Annotated in this window: 17 protein-coding genes; 6 read left to right on the top strand and 11 right to left on the bottom strand. The window is 40.6% G+C overall.

Annotated features, from left to right (window positions below):
• Positions 1 to 99: 99 nt before the first annotated feature.
• Positions 100 to 606: a hypothetical protein gene (locus WKU26_RS04155; protein WP_340320998.1), complete on the top strand. Its 507-nt coding sequence runs from the start codon at positions 100 to 102 to the stop codon at positions 604 to 606.
• A 54-nt stretch (positions 607 to 660) separates the two neighbouring features.
• On the opposite strand, the gene WKU26_RS04150 is transcribed toward WKU26_RS04155, so the two are convergent.
• The 10 genes from WKU26_RS04150 to xerD all read right to left on the bottom strand — a co-directional run bounded on the left by WKU26_RS04150 (position 661) and on the right by xerD (position 13,893).
• Positions 661 to 1,572, bottom strand: coding sequence for a glycosyltransferase (locus WKU26_RS04150; protein ID WP_178267013.1), 912 nt, complete (start codon positions 1,570 to 1,572; stop codon positions 661 to 663).
• Between the two features lie 10 nt (positions 1,573 to 1,582).
• On the bottom strand, positions 1,583 to 2,251 hold the full coding sequence (locus tag WKU26_RS04145) for a hypothetical protein (RefSeq protein WP_340320997.1): 669 nt from the start codon (positions 2,249 to 2,251) through the stop codon (positions 1,583 to 1,585).
• A 344-nt stretch (positions 2,252 to 2,595) separates the two neighbouring features.
• Entirely contained in the window at positions 2,596 to 3,618 is a 1,023-nt protein-coding gene (locus WKU26_RS04140) for a hypothetical protein (protein ID WP_340320996.1), read from the bottom strand.
• A gap of 8 nt (positions 3,619 to 3,626) precedes the next feature.
• The gene (locus WKU26_RS04135) at positions 3,627 to 4,559 is read right to left on the bottom strand and encodes a glycosyltransferase family 2 protein (RefSeq protein ID WP_340320995.1); all 933 of its coding nucleotides are present in this window, start codon (positions 4,557 to 4,559) and stop codon (positions 3,627 to 3,629) included.
• The gene (locus tag WKU26_RS04130; RefSeq protein ID WP_340320994.1) at positions 4,556 to 6,007 is read right to left on the bottom strand and encodes a lipopolysaccharide biosynthesis protein; all 1,452 of its coding nucleotides are present in this window, start codon (positions 6,005 to 6,007) and stop codon (positions 4,556 to 4,558) included. The genes WKU26_RS04135 and WKU26_RS04130 overlap by 4 nt, the downstream gene beginning before the upstream one ends.
• A gap of 55 nt (positions 6,008 to 6,062) precedes the next feature.
• Complete coding sequence (gene metG, locus WKU26_RS04125) at positions 6,063 to 8,105, bottom strand: methionine--tRNA ligase (protein ID WP_340320993.1); 2,043 nt, start codon at positions 8,103 to 8,105, stop codon at positions 6,063 to 6,065.
• A gap of 311 nt (positions 8,106 to 8,416) precedes the next feature.
• Positions 8,417 to 9,955: a YifB family Mg chelatase-like AAA ATPase gene (locus WKU26_RS04120; protein WP_340320992.1), complete on the bottom strand. Its 1,539-nt coding sequence runs from the start codon at positions 9,953 to 9,955 to the stop codon at positions 8,417 to 8,419.
• A gap of 9 nt (positions 9,956 to 9,964) precedes the next feature.
• Entirely contained in the window at positions 9,965 to 11,002 is a 1,038-nt protein-coding gene (locus tag WKU26_RS04115; protein WP_340320991.1) for a thioredoxin-like domain-containing protein, read from the bottom strand.
• A gap of 137 nt (positions 11,003 to 11,139) precedes the next feature.
• Complete coding sequence (locus WKU26_RS04110) at positions 11,140 to 12,816, bottom strand: tetratricopeptide repeat protein (RefSeq protein ID WP_340320990.1); 1,677 nt, start codon at positions 12,814 to 12,816, stop codon at positions 11,140 to 11,142.
• A 165-nt stretch (positions 12,817 to 12,981) separates the two neighbouring features.
• A complete protein-coding gene (gene xerD, locus WKU26_RS04105; RefSeq protein WP_340320989.1) occupies positions 12,982 to 13,893 on the bottom strand; it encodes a site-specific tyrosine recombinase XerD in 912 nt (303 codons plus the stop codon).
• 66 nt (positions 13,894 to 13,959) lie between these two features.
• On the opposite strand from xerD, the gene aroQ reads away from it, so the two are divergent.
• From aroQ to WKU26_RS04080, 5 genes are all read left to right on the top strand, one after another.
• Positions 13,960 to 14,388 (top strand): type II 3-dehydroquinate dehydratase, encoded by a 429-nt coding sequence (gene aroQ / locus WKU26_RS04100; RefSeq protein ID WP_340320988.1) that lies wholly within the window; start codon positions 13,960 to 13,962, stop codon positions 14,386 to 14,388.
• 20 nt (positions 14,389 to 14,408) lie between these two features.
• Positions 14,409 to 15,869 (top strand): pyruvate kinase, encoded by a 1,461-nt coding sequence (gene pyk / locus WKU26_RS04095; RefSeq protein WP_340320987.1) that lies wholly within the window; start codon positions 14,409 to 14,411, stop codon positions 15,867 to 15,869.
• Positions 15,870 to 15,880: 11 nt separating this feature from the next.
• Positions 15,881 to 16,519, top strand: a complete 639-nt coding sequence (locus WKU26_RS04090) for an O-methyltransferase (RefSeq protein ID WP_269878645.1) — start codon at positions 15,881 to 15,883, stop codon at positions 16,517 to 16,519.
• Positions 16,520 to 16,524: 5 nt separating this feature from the next.
• Positions 16,525 to 16,860 carry a 30S ribosome-binding factor RbfA gene (rbfA, locus tag WKU26_RS04085; RefSeq protein ID WP_178267025.1) on the top strand — a complete coding sequence of 112 codons (336 nt, stop codon included), beginning with the start codon at positions 16,525 to 16,527 and terminating at the stop codon, positions 16,858 to 16,860.
• 139 nt (positions 16,861 to 16,999) lie between these two features.
• A complete protein-coding gene (locus tag WKU26_RS04080; RefSeq protein WP_340320986.1) occupies positions 17,000 to 18,226 on the top strand; it encodes an FtsX-like permease family protein in 1,227 nt (408 codons plus the stop codon).
• 141 nt (positions 18,227 to 18,367) lie between these two features.
• On the opposite strand, the gene ahpF is transcribed toward WKU26_RS04080, so the two are convergent.
• Complete coding sequence (gene ahpF / locus WKU26_RS04075) at positions 18,368 to 19,915, bottom strand: alkyl hydroperoxide reductase subunit F (RefSeq protein ID WP_340320985.1); 1,548 nt, start codon at positions 19,913 to 19,915, stop codon at positions 18,368 to 18,370.
• Between the last annotated feature and the right edge of the window lie 8 nt (positions 19,916 to 19,923).

Raw genomic sequence — 19,923 nt, 5'->3', positions numbered from 1 at the left:
ATGTAATATTGGAATTTGATATTAAACGAATTCTCAAAATCGCACTCTTATGTAATAAAAGCAATAATGCTAATTGGTTATTAAATAAAATGTAGACGTATGAAAAAATTAAATGTATTTGTAACAATGTTGCTGCTGGTTGTAGGCGGCACTGTATTTGCTCAGGAAAAACAAGTGAAGAAATGCGCAAAATGTACTCCGGAACAACGCATGGAGATGAAGATAAAGCATTTGCAGCAGGCACTTTCTTTGGATGACAAGACTACTGCCAAGTTTGCTCCTCTTTATAAGGAATATATGCAGGAGTTAGGTTCATGTTGTGCAAAGCCGGAAGCGAAACAAAAGAAGGCAGACCGTACCGATGAACAGATTATTCAGGATATGAAAGATCGTTTTGCTGCTCAGCAGAAGATGCTTGATACGAAAACCAAGTATTTTGATAAGTTCCAGAAGATTCTGAATGCACGTCAGTTGGAAAAACTGTTTGCTCCTCGTCAAGGAAAGATGGCAAAGCAAGAATGCCGTTCACATCAGGCAGGTCCGAAGAAACCTGGACAGAAGTGTGAAAGACCATGTAGAAAAGAATGTTGTCAGCTTCCTAAATAATGAATATCATTGTAAAATGTGTCAACAGGAAACATTTCGATGTTTCCTGTTTTTTTATGCTCCAAAATCTCCTTTTAATGTACGACGAATACGTCGGAACGCCTTTGCCCAAAAGTTATTGGTACGGTAATAATATTTCTGGAATTCTTTGCGGGCTTCCAGATTTTCTTCAATGGGACTGAGAAGAGATACCGGAAGTGGTTGCATCCATAGTGTAGAGTTATAAAGGCCACCACCTCCACAATTGGTGCCACTTCCATCGAATCCGGTATTTTGGACCAGTGATTTACCTACATTCAGTGAAAGAATATCGGCTAAGAACAGACTGGCATTCCAACGGATAGCCCATGAATTGTTTTTACCTTCTGTTTGCCGGCGGAGCATACGTGTAAAGCCATATGTTCCATTGAAATCGAATGTACGTGTCAACTGTTTACGTTCCAGTTCTTGAAGTAAAGCAGTACCATCGGGATTGAAATGCTTCCATGCTCGTGCCCAGGTAGCCCATCCCCAGCTTCCTGTCCATTTTATAAGGAAAGTATCGGGTAATGTAGGAGCATGTGTAAAATCACAAGCTTGTATATGTCCTACACGGGATTCGTCTTTGTAGATTTCCAGTGCATCGTTCATAAAACGGAGAAAATATGGGGCTACAATCAAGTCATCTTCCAGTACAATTACTCTTCCATAGGCATTGACCTGTGTAGTAACTCCGTCGATGATGTTTCGGGCGAGTCCCCAGTTTTCTGTACGTTCTATTAAATTGACTCGTTTGAATCCGGTAATAGTATGTATGTATTCTCTTACCTCTTGCACACTTTGTGCTGAGGCTATGTCTTTGCATTGGTCTGCATAGATAAACAATTCGCTCTCTGCTGCTTCCTGATTCTGTAGTAAAGAGGAAATCAGCCGGCGGGTATGTTCGGGGCGGTTGTATACGAAAAGTAGGATAGGGGCGTATGTCATAAAGTTATTCTTATTTACCGGTTGTTAATAACTCCATTAAAGTGTGAATAAAGTGTGTCCAATTATGCTGCTCTAGAAAGCTACGATAATCGGAAAGTGAGATTTCTTCATCTTTATTTTGGGAAACAATAGATTTGATGTCATGAAAACTATTGAAGGTGTAGACCTTTAGATGTGGTTCATGAGCATAGTCACGGAAGGAGCCTACATTAGGGCCGATTACTTTGGCTCCAAACGACAGTGAATCCATCAGCATACCTGAACTTAATACCGATTCTGGGGCATAAGGGCTTAAAACGAAACGGGACCGTGCGATATATTCTCCCAACTCTTCGAATGATGGACTATGATTCACCAATGTTACACAAGCAGGAGCTATTTCCTTCAGCTCCTGAAAGATTTGGTTGGAAGCGCTACCTATGATGCAAACTTTCCATTCATTTACCTGTTCTTCTTGCAAGAAGCGTACAAAATCGAATATTCCTTTGTATTTACTAATCTGTCCCCAAATAAGTAAGTCGTAATCAATCTGCTGCTTGTATTCTATCGGCAAACGGTTCTTGGTGGGGTGATGTACAAAATGAACCTTGTGGGCTGCATAAGGATATTTTTTTTCTATTACTTCTACACCTTCAGTAGCGTGAGTAAGAATTAGTGTACTGAGTCGTGCTATAAGCATGCCGAGCATTTTTTTGAGTATTTCTCTTCCATCGGCATGAGGACGTTTGTTGTGAAATATCCATACTATTTTCTTTCTGCATATTACTAGCAGAGGGAGGAAGAAAAGAGCAACAATACTTTGTAATATTCCATATTTGAAATCAGGAATACTCTCGAACCAGTTAAAGACAAATATATCTCCCCAATTTTTGGGGAATAATATACTGAGTAATGGGTTTTTGTGTGAAGGATTAACTACGCAAGCATCTTTTTCTTCGTTTAGTGCCCGAATAAAATCCTGTATATATGGATTGCTCTTTTGCTCTGGCTTTACAATAAGATTAGGAAATATGACAAATTTTTTCATGATTGATTAAAGAGTTGTCGTTTTTTCTGTATGAGGCTTAGGATGAAATCATTGATCTTTTTGGGGAAGCCTATGGTTGGAATTCCATTATATAGACTTGCTTTTTCCCAAAACTTCGATTCATCTTTTATTTTCTGTTCTTTGGAAAGGAGCTTATATAACCGGTATAGACCTCGCTTCTTTTCGTAAGGCAAATGCCATACCGGGTAGTTTTCGTCACCAGGTGCTACATTATTAAACTGAGGGGAAGTCCACATTCGTTTTACGTATTGGTTTGCTGTCGTATTGCGCAGTTGCAGATGTGCCGCAAGGATACTCAGTACATGTGCTTCTTCGTTTAACTTATAGGTATGTTCTTTGCCATATTCCAGATTGAATTGCCACAACGAAGGATAAGCTTCATTGATACGGTTTACGGTATCTCCGCGGAGTGCGATGAACTCTCCCCCATAATATGTCAGTGGTTGTTTGATATCTTCTTTATAGCATGCTCTGTAGAACGCTTCCATCTGTGGAAGTGTAATACCGTTGATGGAATATTCGCGGTCTGTGATAAACTCATACAGTGCACTTCCATCTTCGCGTGTGCGGTTGAACAGGCCATTGAGTGAGGTACGGCAGAGGCAGTCGGCGTCGCTGATGAGCAAGGTATCCTGTTCTGTCATCCGTTTTCCCATTTCCTTAAGAATATCGTACAGATAAAATTGATTCTGCCAGGCTGCGTACCAGTGTTTTGGGGGACGGCAAGTATAAGGTAATGTAATAACCTCTACATGCAGGCGTAGAAACAGGTCGGTAAGGAAATTGGGTAAATCTGCTTTTCTTAAATTGGTAAAGAAAAGCAGGTGAGCCTGTGGGTTATAATAGCGGAAGGTTGTAAAAAAAGGTACTTGTATCTGCATATACACAGAGTGTACCAAGGCCGAGCAACCTTTCTGTCCTAACTGAGGATAGAAACTGGCATCGTCTTTTGATTCTTTGTAGAACCAGGTGGCTATATAGTTGATTGGTTGTTTCATAGATTTTATTATTTCCCTCGTAGTTTTTGGTTTAGTTTATATAAATCAGCGCCAGTGATTCCTGCATATAGGGTGATGAGCAGTGATGTATATAGTTTGCGCTGAAAAGGATACAAGAAGAATGCTTTGAAGAATTCGCGAATTCCGATCTTGTATTTCCGGTTTATCAGAGCACCAGACATTCTTCTTTTATGCCATGAAGAAAGGAAGAGCCGGCTTCCTTTTTTATGGGATGCCTGACGATATACTTGATGAAACATTGCATCCAAAGGATCTTTGTCCTTGATAGTTCTTATGCTTTTGGATTCTCCACTGGTAAGGTAGTAATAAGAGGTTGGCTCTTTGGAGTAAGCAAATTCGCATATCGCTTGCAACCGTGCCAAGGTAAGGATATCTTCTCCTGAGGGAATTCCTACAGGGAAGCCCCCTATTTTTTCTATCATCTCTTTTCTTACCGCATAAGCACTGGTTTGCATAGGAAAGTCTGTACCCGAAGCCATTTCGTAGTAATTATCCATTATTCCTTCTTTTTCTTTGAAAGAGAATTTGTCGGGTAATACGGGAAGGGTAGAATCTCCATTCTCTTTCTTGAAAAAATAAGATGTTCCAAAGACTCCACACTGTGGATATCTTATCGATAAACCATGGATAATTTCCAGATGATTGGGAAGCCATTCGTCATCTGCATCTAGGAAAGCGATGAGTTCTCCTTGTGAAGCATGTATACCTGTATTACGTGCTGTAGAAACCCCACCGTTCTTTTGTTGTATAATCTTGATTTTGGGATGGTTGAATTGTCTGACTATATTTGCTCCATGGTCGGTTGAACCATCGTCTACGACAATGATTTCAAAATCCTGGCAAGTCTGTTGAATGACGGAACAGATGCTGCGTGATATATATTTCTCGCTATTATACAGCGGAATGACTACACTAATCATTTTGCAGATACTTTTTTATTGAATAAATAACGGAGTATTTCCTTTTGTATTTCCGATTTTGCAACTTTCATTATACCTAAGTACCCTACAGATGCGAGTATAAGCTTGCTGCATAATGTCAGCACGGAAGAGGTGATAGAAGCAGTAAGGAAATAAGTGGCTATCATAACCAAACCGGCTATACCCGCAAAAGGAAGTATATCTTTAAATGCGTGATAAAGACTAAGCCCGATTTCTCTTCGGATAAAATAATACCAGACAAACAACCATAAGATATTCAGAACACTATATACGCTAATCATCATATAGATACCCCATGGGTAAGCTATCAGAATTACAATAATCTGTATGGCACCGATGATAATGGTGTTCCACATGTAAATATCCGATTTTCCCTTGCTGATGATTAAATTGGAGCAAAGTGTGGTGATTGGCATAAAAGCTCCCCAAAGGCAGAGTATCTGTAGAATAGGTACACAAGACATCCATTTATCTTGAATAGTAAGCTGGATGAACTCTGGGGCAATTAATGCCAGGCCAAACATGGCAGGAAATGATAGATAGGATGTAAAACGAAGCATCTTACGGAATACTTTCTGCTGTCGGTCTTTGTCTTCGGATATTTGTGACAGTACCGGTTGGGCTACACTGTTTATCATACCACTGATAAAAGAAGACCCCATGGTGTTCCATTTATTAGCTTGAGTATAAAATCCTACTTCCTTGGGTGCAAATAACCGTCCGATAATGGCAGAAAATATATTATTGTTTATCTGTAAAAAGATATTGGTAATTAATATCTTACTGCTAAAGCTGAACATCTCTTTGAGTGGGCGGAAATTCAACTGAAAAGTGGGACGCCAGGGAGAAAAATACCAGAAACTGAGATTGATTGTAGCGATGTAGACTAGGCTTTGGGTAGCAATTCCCCAATACGACATGTTGTGTAGAGCCATGATTATGCCGGTTGTTCCTGATAAAAGTAATGCCGGAAGCTGGGCGATGGCTTTTTGTTTTACCATCAGATTGCGAAACAGATAAGCACTGTGGGCAGTGGCAGTACTGGAGATAAGAAAGCCTAAAAAAACAAAGCGAGCTAAAGGTATCAAGTCGGGCTGGCGGTAATATTGTGCAATTAAGGGAGCTGATAAGAATAAAATCAGGTACAAAGATAATCCGGTGAGCACACTGAACCAGAATACTGCATTGTAGTCTTGATGTGAGATGTTTTTCTTATTTGCCAGAGCGACAGTAAATCCACTCTCTTGTAAAGTTCCTGCTATGGTAGTAAAGATAGTGAGCATACCTACCATACCATAGTCTGCTGGAGTAAGCAAACGAGCCAGAAAAATGCCAAACAATAAGTTGAGCATTTGTTGTATTCCATTGCTGATACCTCCCCAGAATAATCCTTTTGCTGTTTTTTCTTTGAGTGAATGCTCTGCCATATAATTGAAGTAAGAGAGCCGATAAGCATTGGTGAGATGCTTATCGGCTTGATAATTATTTCACTTCACTTCCCGGTTTTACTTCTTTCAATACTGAAGTAACGGCAAGTGAACCGTCGAAGTTTTCTGCGCTGAGAATCATGCCTTCGCTAACCAGTCCGTTTTTGAACTGACGTGGAGCAAGATTGGCAATAAACAGTACTTGTTTGCCTACTAATTCTTCCGGAGTATAATGCTGGGCAATACCGCTTACAATAGTGCGGTTCTCTAGTCCGTCTGCAATTTTGAATTTCAGCAGCTTTTTCATCTTAGGTACTACTTCACATTCTAATACAGTACCTACACGGATGTCCAGCTTTTCGAAGTCTTCGAAAGCAATAACCGGCTTGATAGGATTAGCTTTGTAGTTGGCTGCTTCGTTTGCTTTCTTTGTTTCGAGCAGCTTCTGTACCTGTGCATCGATAACAGCATCTTCAATCTTTTCGAATAACAGTTCTGCTTTATTCAGCGGATGACCAGCTTCTAACAGATCAGTACGTCCTAACTGTTCCCATTCGAATGATTCCATATTCAGCATCTTACGAAGTTTTTCACTACTGAACGGCAAGAACGGTTCGAAAGCAATAGCCAAATTGGCAACCAACTGCAAGGAAATGTTCAAGATGGTTGCTACACGATTCATATCTGTCTTAGCCAATTTCCAGGGTTCTGTATCTGCTAAATATTTGTTTCCGATACGTGCCAGATTCATGGCTTCTTTTTGTGCATCGCGGAATTTGAATACATTGAGCAGTTTTTCTACCTCGGCTTTTACATCGGCAAATTCTTTCAGTGTATTTTGATCATATTCATTCAGCTCTCCACAAGCTGGAACTTTTCCTTCGAAGTATTTATGAGTAAGTACCAAAGCGCGGTTGACAAAGTTTCCGTACACAGCTACCAGTTCGTTATTGTTGCGTGCCTGGAAATCTTTCCATGTAAAGTCATTGTCTTTGGTTTCCGGGGCATTGGCTGTTAATACGTAGCGCAGTACATCCTGTTTGCCTGGGAAGTCACGTAAGTATTCATGCAACCATACAGCCCAGTTACGTGAAGTAGAGATTTTATCGCCTTCCAGATTCAGGAATTCGTTGCTTGGAACGTTGTCAGGTAAAATGTAGCTGCCTTCTGCTTTCAGCATAGCTGGGAATACGATGCAGTGGAATACGATGTTGTCTTTCCCGATAAAGTGAATCAAACGGGTTTCAGGATCTTTCCACCATTTTTCCCATGAATCGGGAAGCAGTTCTTTGGTATTGGAGATGTAGCCGATAGGAGCATCAAACCATACATACAGTACTTTTCCTTCTGCTCCTTCTACAGGTACAGGGATACCCCAATCGAGGTCACGGCTTACGGCACGGGGTTGCAAACCCATATCCAGCCAGCTTTTGCACTGTCCGTATACGTTAGGACGCCATTCTTTGTGGTCTTCCAGAATCCATTGGCGTAACCAACTTTCGTGTTTGTCGAGTGGCAGATACCAATGTTTGGTTTCTTTCATAACTGGCTTGCTTCCACTGATGGCACTCTTTGGATTAATAAGTTCTGTAGGTGACAAGGTGCTTCCACACTTTTCACATTGGTCGCCGTAGGCTCCTTCTGCGTGGCAACGTGGACACTCACCTGTAATATAACGGTCGGCAAGGAAGGTTTTTGCTTCCTCATCGTAATATTGCTCGGATGTTTTTTCTATGAATTCACCTTTATCGTACAGCTTGCGGAAAAAAGCAGAGGCTGTTTCGTGATGAATCTGAGAGGAAGTACGTCCGTATGTGTCGAATGAAATACCAAACTCTTTAAATGAGTCTTTGATTAGAGTATGATAACGGTCTACTACATCTTGCGGAGTAATACCTTCTTTTTTTGCACGGATAGTGATGGGTACTCCGTGTTCGTCTGAACCTCCAATGAAGAGGACTTCTTCTTTTTTCAGACGCAGATAGCGTACGTAGATGTCTGCTGGTACGTACACTCCTGCCAAGTGGCCGATATGTACTGGACCATTGGCATAAGGCAATGCCGAGGTAACGGTTGTTCGTTTGAATTTCTTTTCCATATACGTATATTGTATTTGTTTATTTTCAGTATCTTATAGTAGTCAAGGGTGCTGAAAAGCGGATGTAGAATCAGCAGGAAATAGGACTTGTTGTTCTACTATATGGCTGTATCCAATCTTGCATCACGCAAAGATAGTGATTTTTACGCTTATCTTGTGTTTTTTTCGGATTTACTCCATGTAATATTCTTTGTGTTGTGGACTATAAAGTTTGAATGTTTTTTGTTGCTGTATAATGACAGTTTATTTTAGATGCAGCAATCACCGGTAGTATAGACGTAAGTACAAGTTAAGGTGTTAAAAAAGAATAGCTATCCAGCCCAGTTTTCTCGGTCTAAATTTCGGTAACTGATGGCTTCTGCCAAATGATGAGGCTGAATGGCTTCACTTCCTTCCAGGTCGGCTACTGTACGTGCTACTTTTAGAATCCTGTCGTAGGCACGGGCAGACAGATTCAACCGGCTCATGGCATCGCGCAATAGGGTGAGCCCTTTAGCATCGGGCTGTGCATAGCGTGAGAGCTGGGAAGAAGTCATTTGTGCATTGCAATGGGTGTTTGGAGTATCAGCAAATCGGGCAGATTGGATTTGTCGGGCTCGTATCACACGTTCGCGTATCATTGCACTGGATTCTCCAGGGCGAGCTTCTGCCAGTTTTTCAAAAGGAACTGGTACGATTTCCACTTGGATATCAATACGGTCGAGTAGGGGACCTGATATACGATTTAGGTATTTTTGTACTTGTCCGGGTGAACATACACAATGGCGTGTGGGGTGATTATAGTATCCGCACGGACATGGGTTCATGGAAGCAATCAGAGTAAAACTGGCTGGAAATTCCAGGGTATATTTGGCACGGGAGATGGTGATGCATCGGTCTTCAAGTGGTTGTCGGAGAATCTCGAGTACACTCCGACTGTATTCTGGTAGTTCGTCAAGAAAGAGGACACCATTGTGTGCCAGACTGATTTCACCAGGTTGGGGAGTGCTTCCTCCTCCTACCATTGCCACTTGCGATACGGTATTATGTGGGCTTCGGAAAGGGCGAATGGCTATAAGCGAAGAGTCTTTGCTAAGTTTGCCCGCAACAGAGTGAATCTTGGTAGTTTCCAGACTTTCTGCTAGTGATAAAGGAGGAAGAATACTGGGTAACCGTTTGGCCATCATCGATTTCCCACTGCCTGGAGCGCCAATCATCAGTAGATTGTGGCCGCCAGCAGCTGCTACTTCGAGGGCACGTTTTACATTTTCCTGTCCTTTTACATCTGCAAAGTCAAAAGGAAATTCGGTTTGATTGCGGTAGAATTCTTCTCGAGTGTTGACAATGGTAGGTTCCAGGGTTTGTGTACCATTGAAAAAGTTGATAACTTCTGTGATGTTATGGACTCCGTATACGTTCAAATTGTTCACTACAGCAGCTTCGCGTGCATTTTGGTAGGGAAGAATAAATCCTTCGAAACCCTGTTCGCGTGCTGCAATAGCTATAGGAAGAGCCCCTTTTATAGGTTGAAGGCTACCGTCCAGACTAAGTTCACCAATTATGAGGTAACGTTGAAGTTTATCGGTTTGGATGGTACCGGTAGAAGCTAGTATACCGATGGCAAGGGGAAGGTCATAGGACGAACCTTCCTTTCGTATATCGGCAGGAGCCATGTTGACTACAATTTGACATGACGGAAATTTGTAGCCGTTTACTTGTAAAGCGGAAACAATACGTTCGTGACTTTCTTTCACAGCGGAATCGGGTAGTCCGACCAGGAAAAAACGGATTCCTCTCGAACTGTTGACTTCTATGGTCACGATGGTGGCGTTGATTCCTTGTACGGCAGCACCGAACAGTTTGGTTAACATGAGGTAATATTAGTTGTTTTTCTTTTCTTTGTCTTCTTTAATAAGCTGAAGAACTTTCTGGTGTAGTTCTTCTCCATAGAGATTGGTTCCCATTACCTTTCGGTTTTGGTCTACCAGAATGTTGGCAGGCAGCTGGTAAATTTTGTTTTGTTTGACTACCTGTGTATTCCAGCCTTTATAATCGCAAACTTCAATCCATTGCTTTGAATCTTCTTTGCATGCCTTGAGCCATGCTTTTTTATCATAGTCTAAAGAAATATTCAATACACGATAGTTCTTGTCTTTTAAATCGGAAGGGATTTTAAATAAAGAATCGCGTCTTGCTATGCTACCAGGATGCCAACTCGCCCAAAAATTGATAAGTGTAAATGTCTTGCCATTACTGCTAGCCCATGTAATGTATTTGTTTTTTCGGTCTTTGCATGAGAAGTAATTTAAGTAATTGGATGAGGATGATTTATTTTTGTTATTAGGAAGAACATGGAATATACTATTGATAATTCGGCAGTCCTTTACTGAGCCGTGAAGTGGTTCGGCCAAAGTCGCTATTTTCTCCAAGTCTGGATTAGGTATTTGCACGAAATACTGATTGAGAATATAAGCTGATGCATACGAGTTTAAATGGTTGCGAATAAACTCTTCTGCCATTTTTACCTCTTCAATGCTGTCGTTGTTCAACTTTTGGATACCGGTGAGGAATTCTCCGTATACTTTGTTATCTCCATCCCCCTGAATAATAGGATGTGAAAAACTGCCTTTTAGTTGCACACGGATAGATTTATCTGCAAAAAAAGGGATTATCTCTCCTTGGGAAGAAACCAGGCGGAATAGAGTGGTGGTGTCGGGGGTAAATGTATAAGTGAATCTTCCGTTTTCAGGGAAGATTGTATCGGTTTTGGATACAGGGTCATCGTAGATTACAACAATTTGCTCTTCTTTTAGGCCTTCCATTTCGCCTTGAAGTTCGAAGTTTGAGGCTTTCTTGCACGATATCATGCCAAATAATGCAAGTAATAAGATCAATTGTGAAGGAGTATGAATTTTCATATTTCTTGTTCTTTCTTGCGAAAATACATAAATAACAGATATCAAGCATGATAAATTGCTCTTATTTTTGAAGAATATAATAAAAAAGCCGGAATACAGAAGTATTCCGGCTTTCCGTGTTATGAGAGAATCAATGATTATTTGATTTCGTTTGCATATTTAGCAAATTCACGGTCATCTGCAGCTTTTGCAGCCAAAGCAGCATCTTTCTGAGCTACTTTTGCCATACTTGATTTAACCAAGTCAGCATTGTTTGTTCTTGCACCAACAACAGCCATCAAGTAGTCTGTGTAAGCATCTGCATTCTTCACTGCGTTCAAAGTATTCTTAGCTTTGTTGTAATCTTTAGCCAAGATCTGAGCCAAAGCTGCTGAGTTAGTCTTAGTGTCACCAAATGCAGCTACAGCTTTGTCATACTGGCCTTGTTTGATGTACAAGTTACCTAAAGCTTCGTTTGCAGTATTTGCACCAGTTGATTTGCTCAAGTAAGTTTCAGCGTTAGCAACATTACCTTTTACTAATTCGCACAAACCGAGGTTAGTGTTTACTTCAGGAGCATTAGCGTTTTTGCTAGCAGCCTGTTTGAAGTAGTTTTCAGCAGCTGCTTTGTCGTTTGCAGCGTAAGCCATCATACCCAAGTTGTTGTATGCACGAAAATCGCTAGGATACAATTCTGTAGTTTTCTTGTAAATAGCTTCCTGACGAGCTTTGTCCTGAGTCAAAGTTGCAGCGTACAATAATTCGTCTACGCTCAATACTTTAGCATCAGTATCAAATGCTTCGTTGATTTCTTCATCGCTGCGTCCGATAACGTCGTAGTTAGCAGTCAAACGAGCGCGACGCAACTGAGGCAGAATTTCGTCAGCCAAAGTTTTGTAAACAGAAGAGATGTTTTTGATTTCAGTTTCACGCTGTTCTGGATCCTGATACATAGAAAGAACACGCAAGATCAAATCTTTGTCCTGAATGCTTGATTTAGAAACCAATTCCTGGAAACCTTCCCAGTCCTGAGCAGTGTAATTAGCTTCTACAGTAGTTTCAATCTTACCTTTCTTCAACTGCTGTTTCATGTATTTTTCAGTGTTGTTCTGACGGTCTTCAGCCAAACCTGTATTCAGTTTCACACCACCATCAGGAGAAGCGTAAGCAGAGATTGTGATATCATTCAGTTTGTAGTTCTTAGTGTCACCAGCTACAGCTACTACCTGTTTGTGGAAGTCTTTCAAACCTTCAGATTTCAATTCGCTTGCACGCAAGTTAGCCTGCTGGATCAAGAACATGATCTGTGCTTCTTTAGCCTGTTTGATGATACGCTGGAATGCGTCTGGAGCCAAAGCAGCGTTAGCAGAACCTACTGTAGGCAATTCAGATGTAGCAATTACACCATCTGCAATTTTTACAGAAGGAATAGTGTATTCTTTCTTTCCCTGTTTGATCTTGAAATCCAAGAACAATTCAGATTTCGCCATTTCTGGAACATAGTCGAAAGAAGCTTTCATTGTGTAAGTACCACCAGCTTTGTAAGCAATAGTTTGGTCATTACCTTGAACTTTTTCTCCCTGGAATACAGCAGCCTGTCCTTTTGCTTCGCCACCATTCCATCTCAAAACTGGAGTAACTTCAACAGTAGCGTTTTTCTTGAAGTACTTTTCAGGGAATTTACCTGTAATAGTAACAGGAACTTTACCACCCACAGCTTCCAGAACTTCTGGGTTAGTAGTGAAGTAGTCAGCAGACAATTCGCCCATCTTACCACATGAAGAAAGGGCAAAGACTAACAATGCCACTAAAGGCAAATACAACTTCTTAATCATGATTTTTTAATATTAGGTTTATAAATATTGTATAATATCTTTGTTTACTCAAATTTATTTGGGGCAAAGATAAGAAAAACTCCCTTATCTGTTGACTTTTATATCTGTTTTTTTTAGCAAATGTGAAGAAAAACTGTCAAAAAAGCTGGAAAAATCTTCTATTTGTCATTTTTTCTTATTCCGGGGATGATGTTCTATAATTTCTTGGCGGAGTCTGCTTCGGTCAATATGTGTGTAAATTTCGGTCGTTCCAATACTTTCATGTCCCAGCATACACTGTATGGCACGAAGATTAGCTCCTCCTTCAAGTAAATGTGTTGCAAAAGAATGTCGGAAGGTGTGGGGGCTGATTTCTTTTGTTAAACCGATTCTACTAGATAGTTCTTTGATGATGTGAAAAACCATGATACGAGAGATGTTTTTCCCAAACCGGCTTATGAAAACGAAGTCTTCAAACTCTGGTTTAATCAAACCTTCTCCTCTGCTGATAAAGTAGTTTTTTAGTTCGGTGATAGCTCGGGGGGAAATTGGAACTAATCGCTGCTTGTTTCCTTTTCCTTCTACTTTTATAAATCCTTCGTTAAGATATAGATCAGATAGTTTCAGGTTGCATAATTCTGAGACTCGTAGTCCACAACTATATAAAGTTTCTAAAATGGCGCAGTTACGTTGTCCTTCCCGGGTACTTCGGTCTATAGAGCCAATCAGACGATCTATTTCTTCTACAGTCAGTACATCAGGCAAATGTTTCCCTATTTGTGGCGCATCCAACAATTCGGTAGGGTCTTGTGCAATGTAGTCTTCTAGAAGTAAATAGTGGTAAAAGGAACGAATGCCAGAAATAATACGTGCTTGCGAGCGAGGGTGTATACCAATGTCGTGTAATCCAGCTACGAATTGCTCCAGATCGTGTAATTTAATATCTGCGTAATGGATGTTTTCCAGTGTCAAATAGGCAAAAAGTTTATCTAGATCGGTAAGGTAAGCTTGTATCGTATTATCAGATAACGACTTTTCCAAGGTTAAGTATTGTCTATACTTTATTATTATCTTTTCATTTTTCTCGTGAGATTTCATTCTTTTTTCGTATATTTGTCGCAAATTTCTCGACAAATGTATGAAAACTTCAGGAGAAAAACAGATATGAACATACAAATCATCAATGGCCCTAATATCAACTTGTTGGGCAAAAGAGAACCTTCCATTTACGGTGCAGTTTCTTTCGAAGATTATCTGCAGCAGCTTAAAGTGAAGTATCCGGAAATAGAGATAGGGTATTATCAGTCGAATGTGGAGGGAGAGATGATTAACCGGCTTCATGAGGTCGGTTTTTCCTGTGATGGGATAATATTGAATGCAGGTGCTTATACGCATACTTCCATCGCTTTGCAGGATGCTATTCGCGCTATTACTGCTCCTGTAATTGAGGTACATATTTCCAATGTCCATGCTAGAGAAGAATTCAGGCATAAGTCTATGATATCTTGTGCGTGCAAGGGAGTTATTTGTGGGTTTGGTTTGGAATCTTATCGACTTGGGGTAGAGGCCCTGTTAACAGAAAGAAATAAATAACTATTTTATATAGAAATAATATGATGCTTAAACAGACTAAAATCGTTGCGTCCATTTCGGATTTGCGTTGTGAAGTGGATTTTATCAGAGACCTTTACAATGCCGGTATGAATGTAGTTCGTATGAATACAGCTCATGCGAATCGTGAAGGCTTTGAGAAGCTAATAGCAAACGTTCGTGAAGTGTCTAACCGTATCGCTATTTTGATGGATACCAAAGGTCCTGAAGTGCGTACAACTGCAAGTGCAGAAGGGCCGATAGATTATAAAATCGGAGATAAAGTAAAAATTGTAGGCAAGCCTGATCAGGAAACAACTCGTGAGTGTATTGCTGTAACTTATCCAGAATTTGTACAGGATCTTTCAGTGGGTGCATCTGTATTGATTGATGATGGAGAGTTAGCACTGGAAGTGAAGGAAAAGGATGCAGATACTTTGTACTGTGAAGTAACCAATGATGCTACATTGGGAAGCCGTAAGAGTGTAAATGTACCGGGAGTACGTATCAACTTGCCTTCTTTAACAGAAAAAGACCGCAATAACATATTGTATGCAATAGAAAAGGATATTGATTATATTGCACACTCTTTTGTCCGCAATAAACAAGATGTATTGGATATCCGCCAAATTTTGGATGAACACAACAGTGGCATTCGCATTATTGCCAAAATTGAAAACCAAGAAGGTGTAGACAACATCGATGAAATTTTGGAAGTAGCAGACGGAGTAATGGTTGCTCGTGGCGACTTGGGTATTGAAGTTCCTCAAGAACGTATTCCGGGCATTCAGCGTATGTTGATTAAGAAATGTATTTTGGCAAGAAAACCGGTTATTGTAGCAACTCAGATGTTGCACACTATGATTAATAATCCTCGTCCGACTCGTGCAGAAGTTACTGATATTGCCAATGCAATTTATTATCGTACCGATGCTTTGATGTTGAGTGGTGAAACTGCATATGGAAAATATCCGGTAGAGGCTGTTAAAACAATGGCTAAGATTGCTGCACAGGCAGAAAAAGACAAGATGGAAGAAAATGATATTCCTATCCGTCTGACTCCGGAAAATGCAGATGTAACTGGATTCTTGGCAAAACAAGCCGTACGTGCTACTAATTTATTGCCGATTCGTGCAATTATTACAGATAGTTTCAGTGGCTTGACAGCACGTAGTTTGGCTGCTTATCGTGGAAAATATCCAGTATTAGCTGTTTGCTATAATGAAAAGACTATGCGCCATTTGGCTCTTTCTTACGGTGTGGAAGCTATTTATATGCCAGAAAAAGCAAATGGTCAGGAGTATTACTTTACAGCTCTCCGTAAATTGTTGAACGATGGTGTGCTGTCGGAAACAGACATGGTAGCATACTTGAGTGGTGGTAAGGCTGGAACAAAAACATCATTCCTTGAAATTAACCAGGTAGGTGATGTGTTGAAAAACGCTGATGAATACGTGTTGCCAAACCGTAACCGTTACCTCTAAGTAATAATTGTATGAAAGAAACGGACGCTCTGGATGAGTATATACTTCAACATATAGATGAAGAAGGAGATTATCTGAAAGCATTATATCGGGCGACGCATGTAAAATTATTGCGTCCCCGTATGGCTTCAGGGCATCTGCAGGGACGTATGTTGAAAATGTTTGTGCGCATGATACGTCCGAAACAAGTACTTGAGATAGGTACTTATAGCGGATATTCCGCTCTCTGTCTGGCAGAAGGATTGGAGGAAGGAGCAATGCTCCATACCTTCGAGATCAATGATGAACAGGAGGATTTTACTCGTCCGTGGCTGGAAGGTTCTCCGTATGCTGATAAGATAAAGTTCTATATTGGCGATGCTCTGGAGATTGTGCCAGGGATGGATATAACCTTCGATATGGCATTTGTAGATGGGAACAAGCGTTTTTATGTAGAATATTATGAAATGATTCTGCAGAAGATGCATTCGGGGGGTTACATTATCGCCGACAATACGTTGTGGGATGGACATGTGCTCGAAGAACCGCATCATACAGATACGCAAACCATCGGAATAAAGAAATTCAATGATTTAGTAGCAGCTGATACGCGTGTGGAGAAGGTTATTCTCCCTTTGCGTGACGGGCTGACTATCATACGTAAAAAGTAATAGATATGGAAACAACCAGACAAAATAAGATTGCTCGTCTTATTCAGAAAGAATTGAGCGAAATATTCTTGTTGCAGACTAAGGCAATGTCGGGAGTACTGGTATCGGTCAGTGTAGTTCGTATCAGTCCGGATATGAGTTATGCGCGTGTATATTTAAGTATATTTCCTTCGGAGCGTAGCGAGGAAATTGTAAAGAATATCAATGACAATATGAAGTCCATTCGTTTTGAGTTGGGCAATCGTGTTCGTCATCAATTACGTATCATTCCGGAGTTGAAGTTCTTTGTGGATGACTCGTTGGATTATGCTGCACATATTGATGAGTTACTGAAAAAGTAATAATTGAAATAAACAATAAACAATTGACAATTGGCCACTGAATGTAGACAAAGGAAGCAGACAAATAGTAGACGCGAACTTTGTACATCAATGGTCAATTGTTTGTTTTTGATTGTTAATCATTTGTCCTCAATAGAATATGAACTTCCCTTTTTATATAGCCAAGAGATATCTTTTTTCAAAGAAATCGCATAATGCGATCAATGTTATTTCTGCCATTTCGGTGTGTGGAGTCGCATTGGCTACATTGGCTTTGGTGTGTACACTTTCTGTATTCAATGGCTTTCAAGATTTGGTTGCTACTTTCTTTACGGCATTCGATCCGCAGTTGAAAGTAACTGCTGTAAAAGGAAAGGTTTTCGATGGACAAGATCCTAGAATATTGCAGATACGAGAGTTTCCGGAAGTTGAATTGTGCTCAGAATCTCTGGAAGATAATATTATGGTGCAGTATCAGGATAAGCAGACAATGGCTGTATTAAAGGGTGTAGAAGATAATTTTGATCGTCTTACCCCCATAGACAGTATTTTATTTGGAAGGGGAGAGTTAATTCTTCACGATGAAGTGGCAGACTATGCCATTCCCGGCATTCAACTACTTTCTACTCTGGGGGCAAGTATCCGTTTTCTTGATCCTCTCGAAATCTATGCTCCTAAACGAGGAGCTAAAGTCAATTTAGCTAATCCGTCTACAGCTTTTTCTACGGGACAGTTATTTTCTTCAGGTCTGGTCTTTGCTGTCAATCAGGAAAAATATGACGGTTCTTACATCCTTACTTCCTTAAGATTTGCCCGTGACCTGTTTCAGTATACTTCAGAAGTCAGTGCCATTAATTTGAAATTAAAGCCAGAGGCTGATACAGATGCTGTGAAAGAAAAAATAGAACAGATTTTGGGAGAAGACTTTTGTGTATCCGACCGATACGAGCAGCAGGCAGATACTTTCCGTATCATGGAAATAGAAAAACTTATCTCTTACCTCTTCCTTACCTTTATTTTAGTCATTGCTAGTTTTAATGTTATTGGTTCATTATCGATGCTTATTATAGACAAGCGGGACGATGTGAATACATTACGAAATTTAGGAGCCAATGATAATCAGATTGTCCGTATTTTCCTGTTCGAAGGTCGTATGATTTCCTTTATCGGAGCTTCACTTGGTGTAGTATTAGGTTTGTTCTTATGTTGGCTACAGCAGAAATATGGCCTGATAGCCTTAGGAAGTTCGGGAACTTTTGTGGTAGACGCCTATCCTGTAAGTGTACATCTGACAGATGTAATAGTGATTTTCATTACAGTATTGGCCGTAGGTTTTCTTTCTGTATGGTATCCGGTACGTTTCTTGAGCAAGCGATTGTTGAAGTAAAACTTGTATCGATATATGTGATGAACACTGCATTACAGGCTGCATAGAAACAAGAGTGTCATTCGGAATGAAATGCAGTCGAGTAATCTCTTCCTTATTATATTCCGAATGACAATTTTATATTCTTTATATATACATAGACTAACTTCTTATTTTATCTTCAAAAGCCGAAAGAGCAGCTTTGGCACCTTCTCCCATAGAGATGATAATCTGTTTATAAGCCACATCCGAGACATCGCCGGCAGCATAAATACCAGGCACGGACGTGCGGCAGTTACGATCGGTTAGAATCTCCCCGACACGGTTTACTTCCACTATCTCTTTAAACAACTCGCTATTGGCAGAGAGCCCTATTTGTATGAAGACACCATCGAATGGCATTTGCATTTCTTCACCGTTTTCCCGGTTCTTCAGCCTTAATGCATTCATTGAATTTCCGTCGCCTATCATTTCAAGGGTTTGTGTACTTGTCAATACTTTTACATTGGAAAGTGTACGCAGTTTATGTTGAAGGACGGTATCTGCCTTCAGGTTATCCATAAATTCAATAACTGTTACTTCCGAACAGATTCCTGCCAAATCGATAGCTGCTTCTACTCCCGAGTTTCCTCCTCCGATTACTGCTACTTTCTTGCCTTTATAAAATGGTCCGTCACAATGCGGACAGAATGCAACTCCCCGTCCGATATATTCAGTCTCTCCCGGTACGTTCAGTTTTCTCCACGATGCTCCGGTTGCAATAATCAGAGACGGTGCACGAAACTCTTCACCACCTTTAGTACGAAGTATTTTTTCGTTTCCTTCTACTATACATTCTTCAATTTTACGGTTATCATAAATGTCGATATGATATTCCTCCAAATGTTTGCGTAGATTACCAGCTAAGTCTTTTCCTGTAGTATATGCTACTGAAATGAGGTTTTCTATACCTACGGTCTCATTAACTTGTCCTCCTATCTGTCCCGCTATGAGTGCAACTTTCAATCCTTTTCGTGCCGAATAGATAGCGGCTGATGCTCCGGCCGGACCTCCACCAGCTATCAATATATCGAAGTGACGGGTAATAGGAGTGCTATCTTTTATATCGGTAGTTTCTGTGTTGGCTTCCAGTTTATCTAACAGCTCGCCGAAAGAGCTTCTTCCAATATGCAGTCTTTCTTTACCGAGGAATACGGTGGGAACTGCTTGTATTTTAAGATGATCGCTTTCTTCCGGAAACAAAGCTCCGTCAATAGCTGTATGTTTAATTTGAGGATTCAACAGTGCCATCAGATTGAGTGCCTGTACTACATCGGGACAGTTTGTGCAGCTGAGCGACATGTATGTAGTCAGCTGGATATTTCCCTGCAATCGCTTTAAGCGATTAAGTGTTACTATATCCGGAAGGTTCTTGCCTTTCCCATCAGCATTAAGTATCGCAAGAATCAGCGAACTGAATTCGTGTCCGCCTGGTACTGCTTTGAAGCAGACTCCGGTGTCCTCTCCATTTTTCAGAATGTGAAATTCCAGACTTTCTCCCTCTGCTATGCGGCAAGAGAGTTTGTCCGAGCAGGAAGCTGTGTCCTCTAATAATTCTAGTAAATCCGTGCGGGACTCATGCCCCGCACGTACTTTTATGTCGAATACATAGTCGGCTTCCAGTGCTCTGAAGAGAGTTTTCAGTTGTTCTTTCAATGATGCATCCAACATAACTCCTC

Source organism: Phocaeicola sp. HCN-40430 (assembly GCF_037890285.1).
Lineage (GTDB): Bacteria > Bacteroidota > Bacteroidia > Bacteroidales > Bacteroidaceae > Phocaeicola > Phocaeicola acetigenes.
This window is presented reverse-complemented; position numbering and strand designations above follow the sequence as displayed.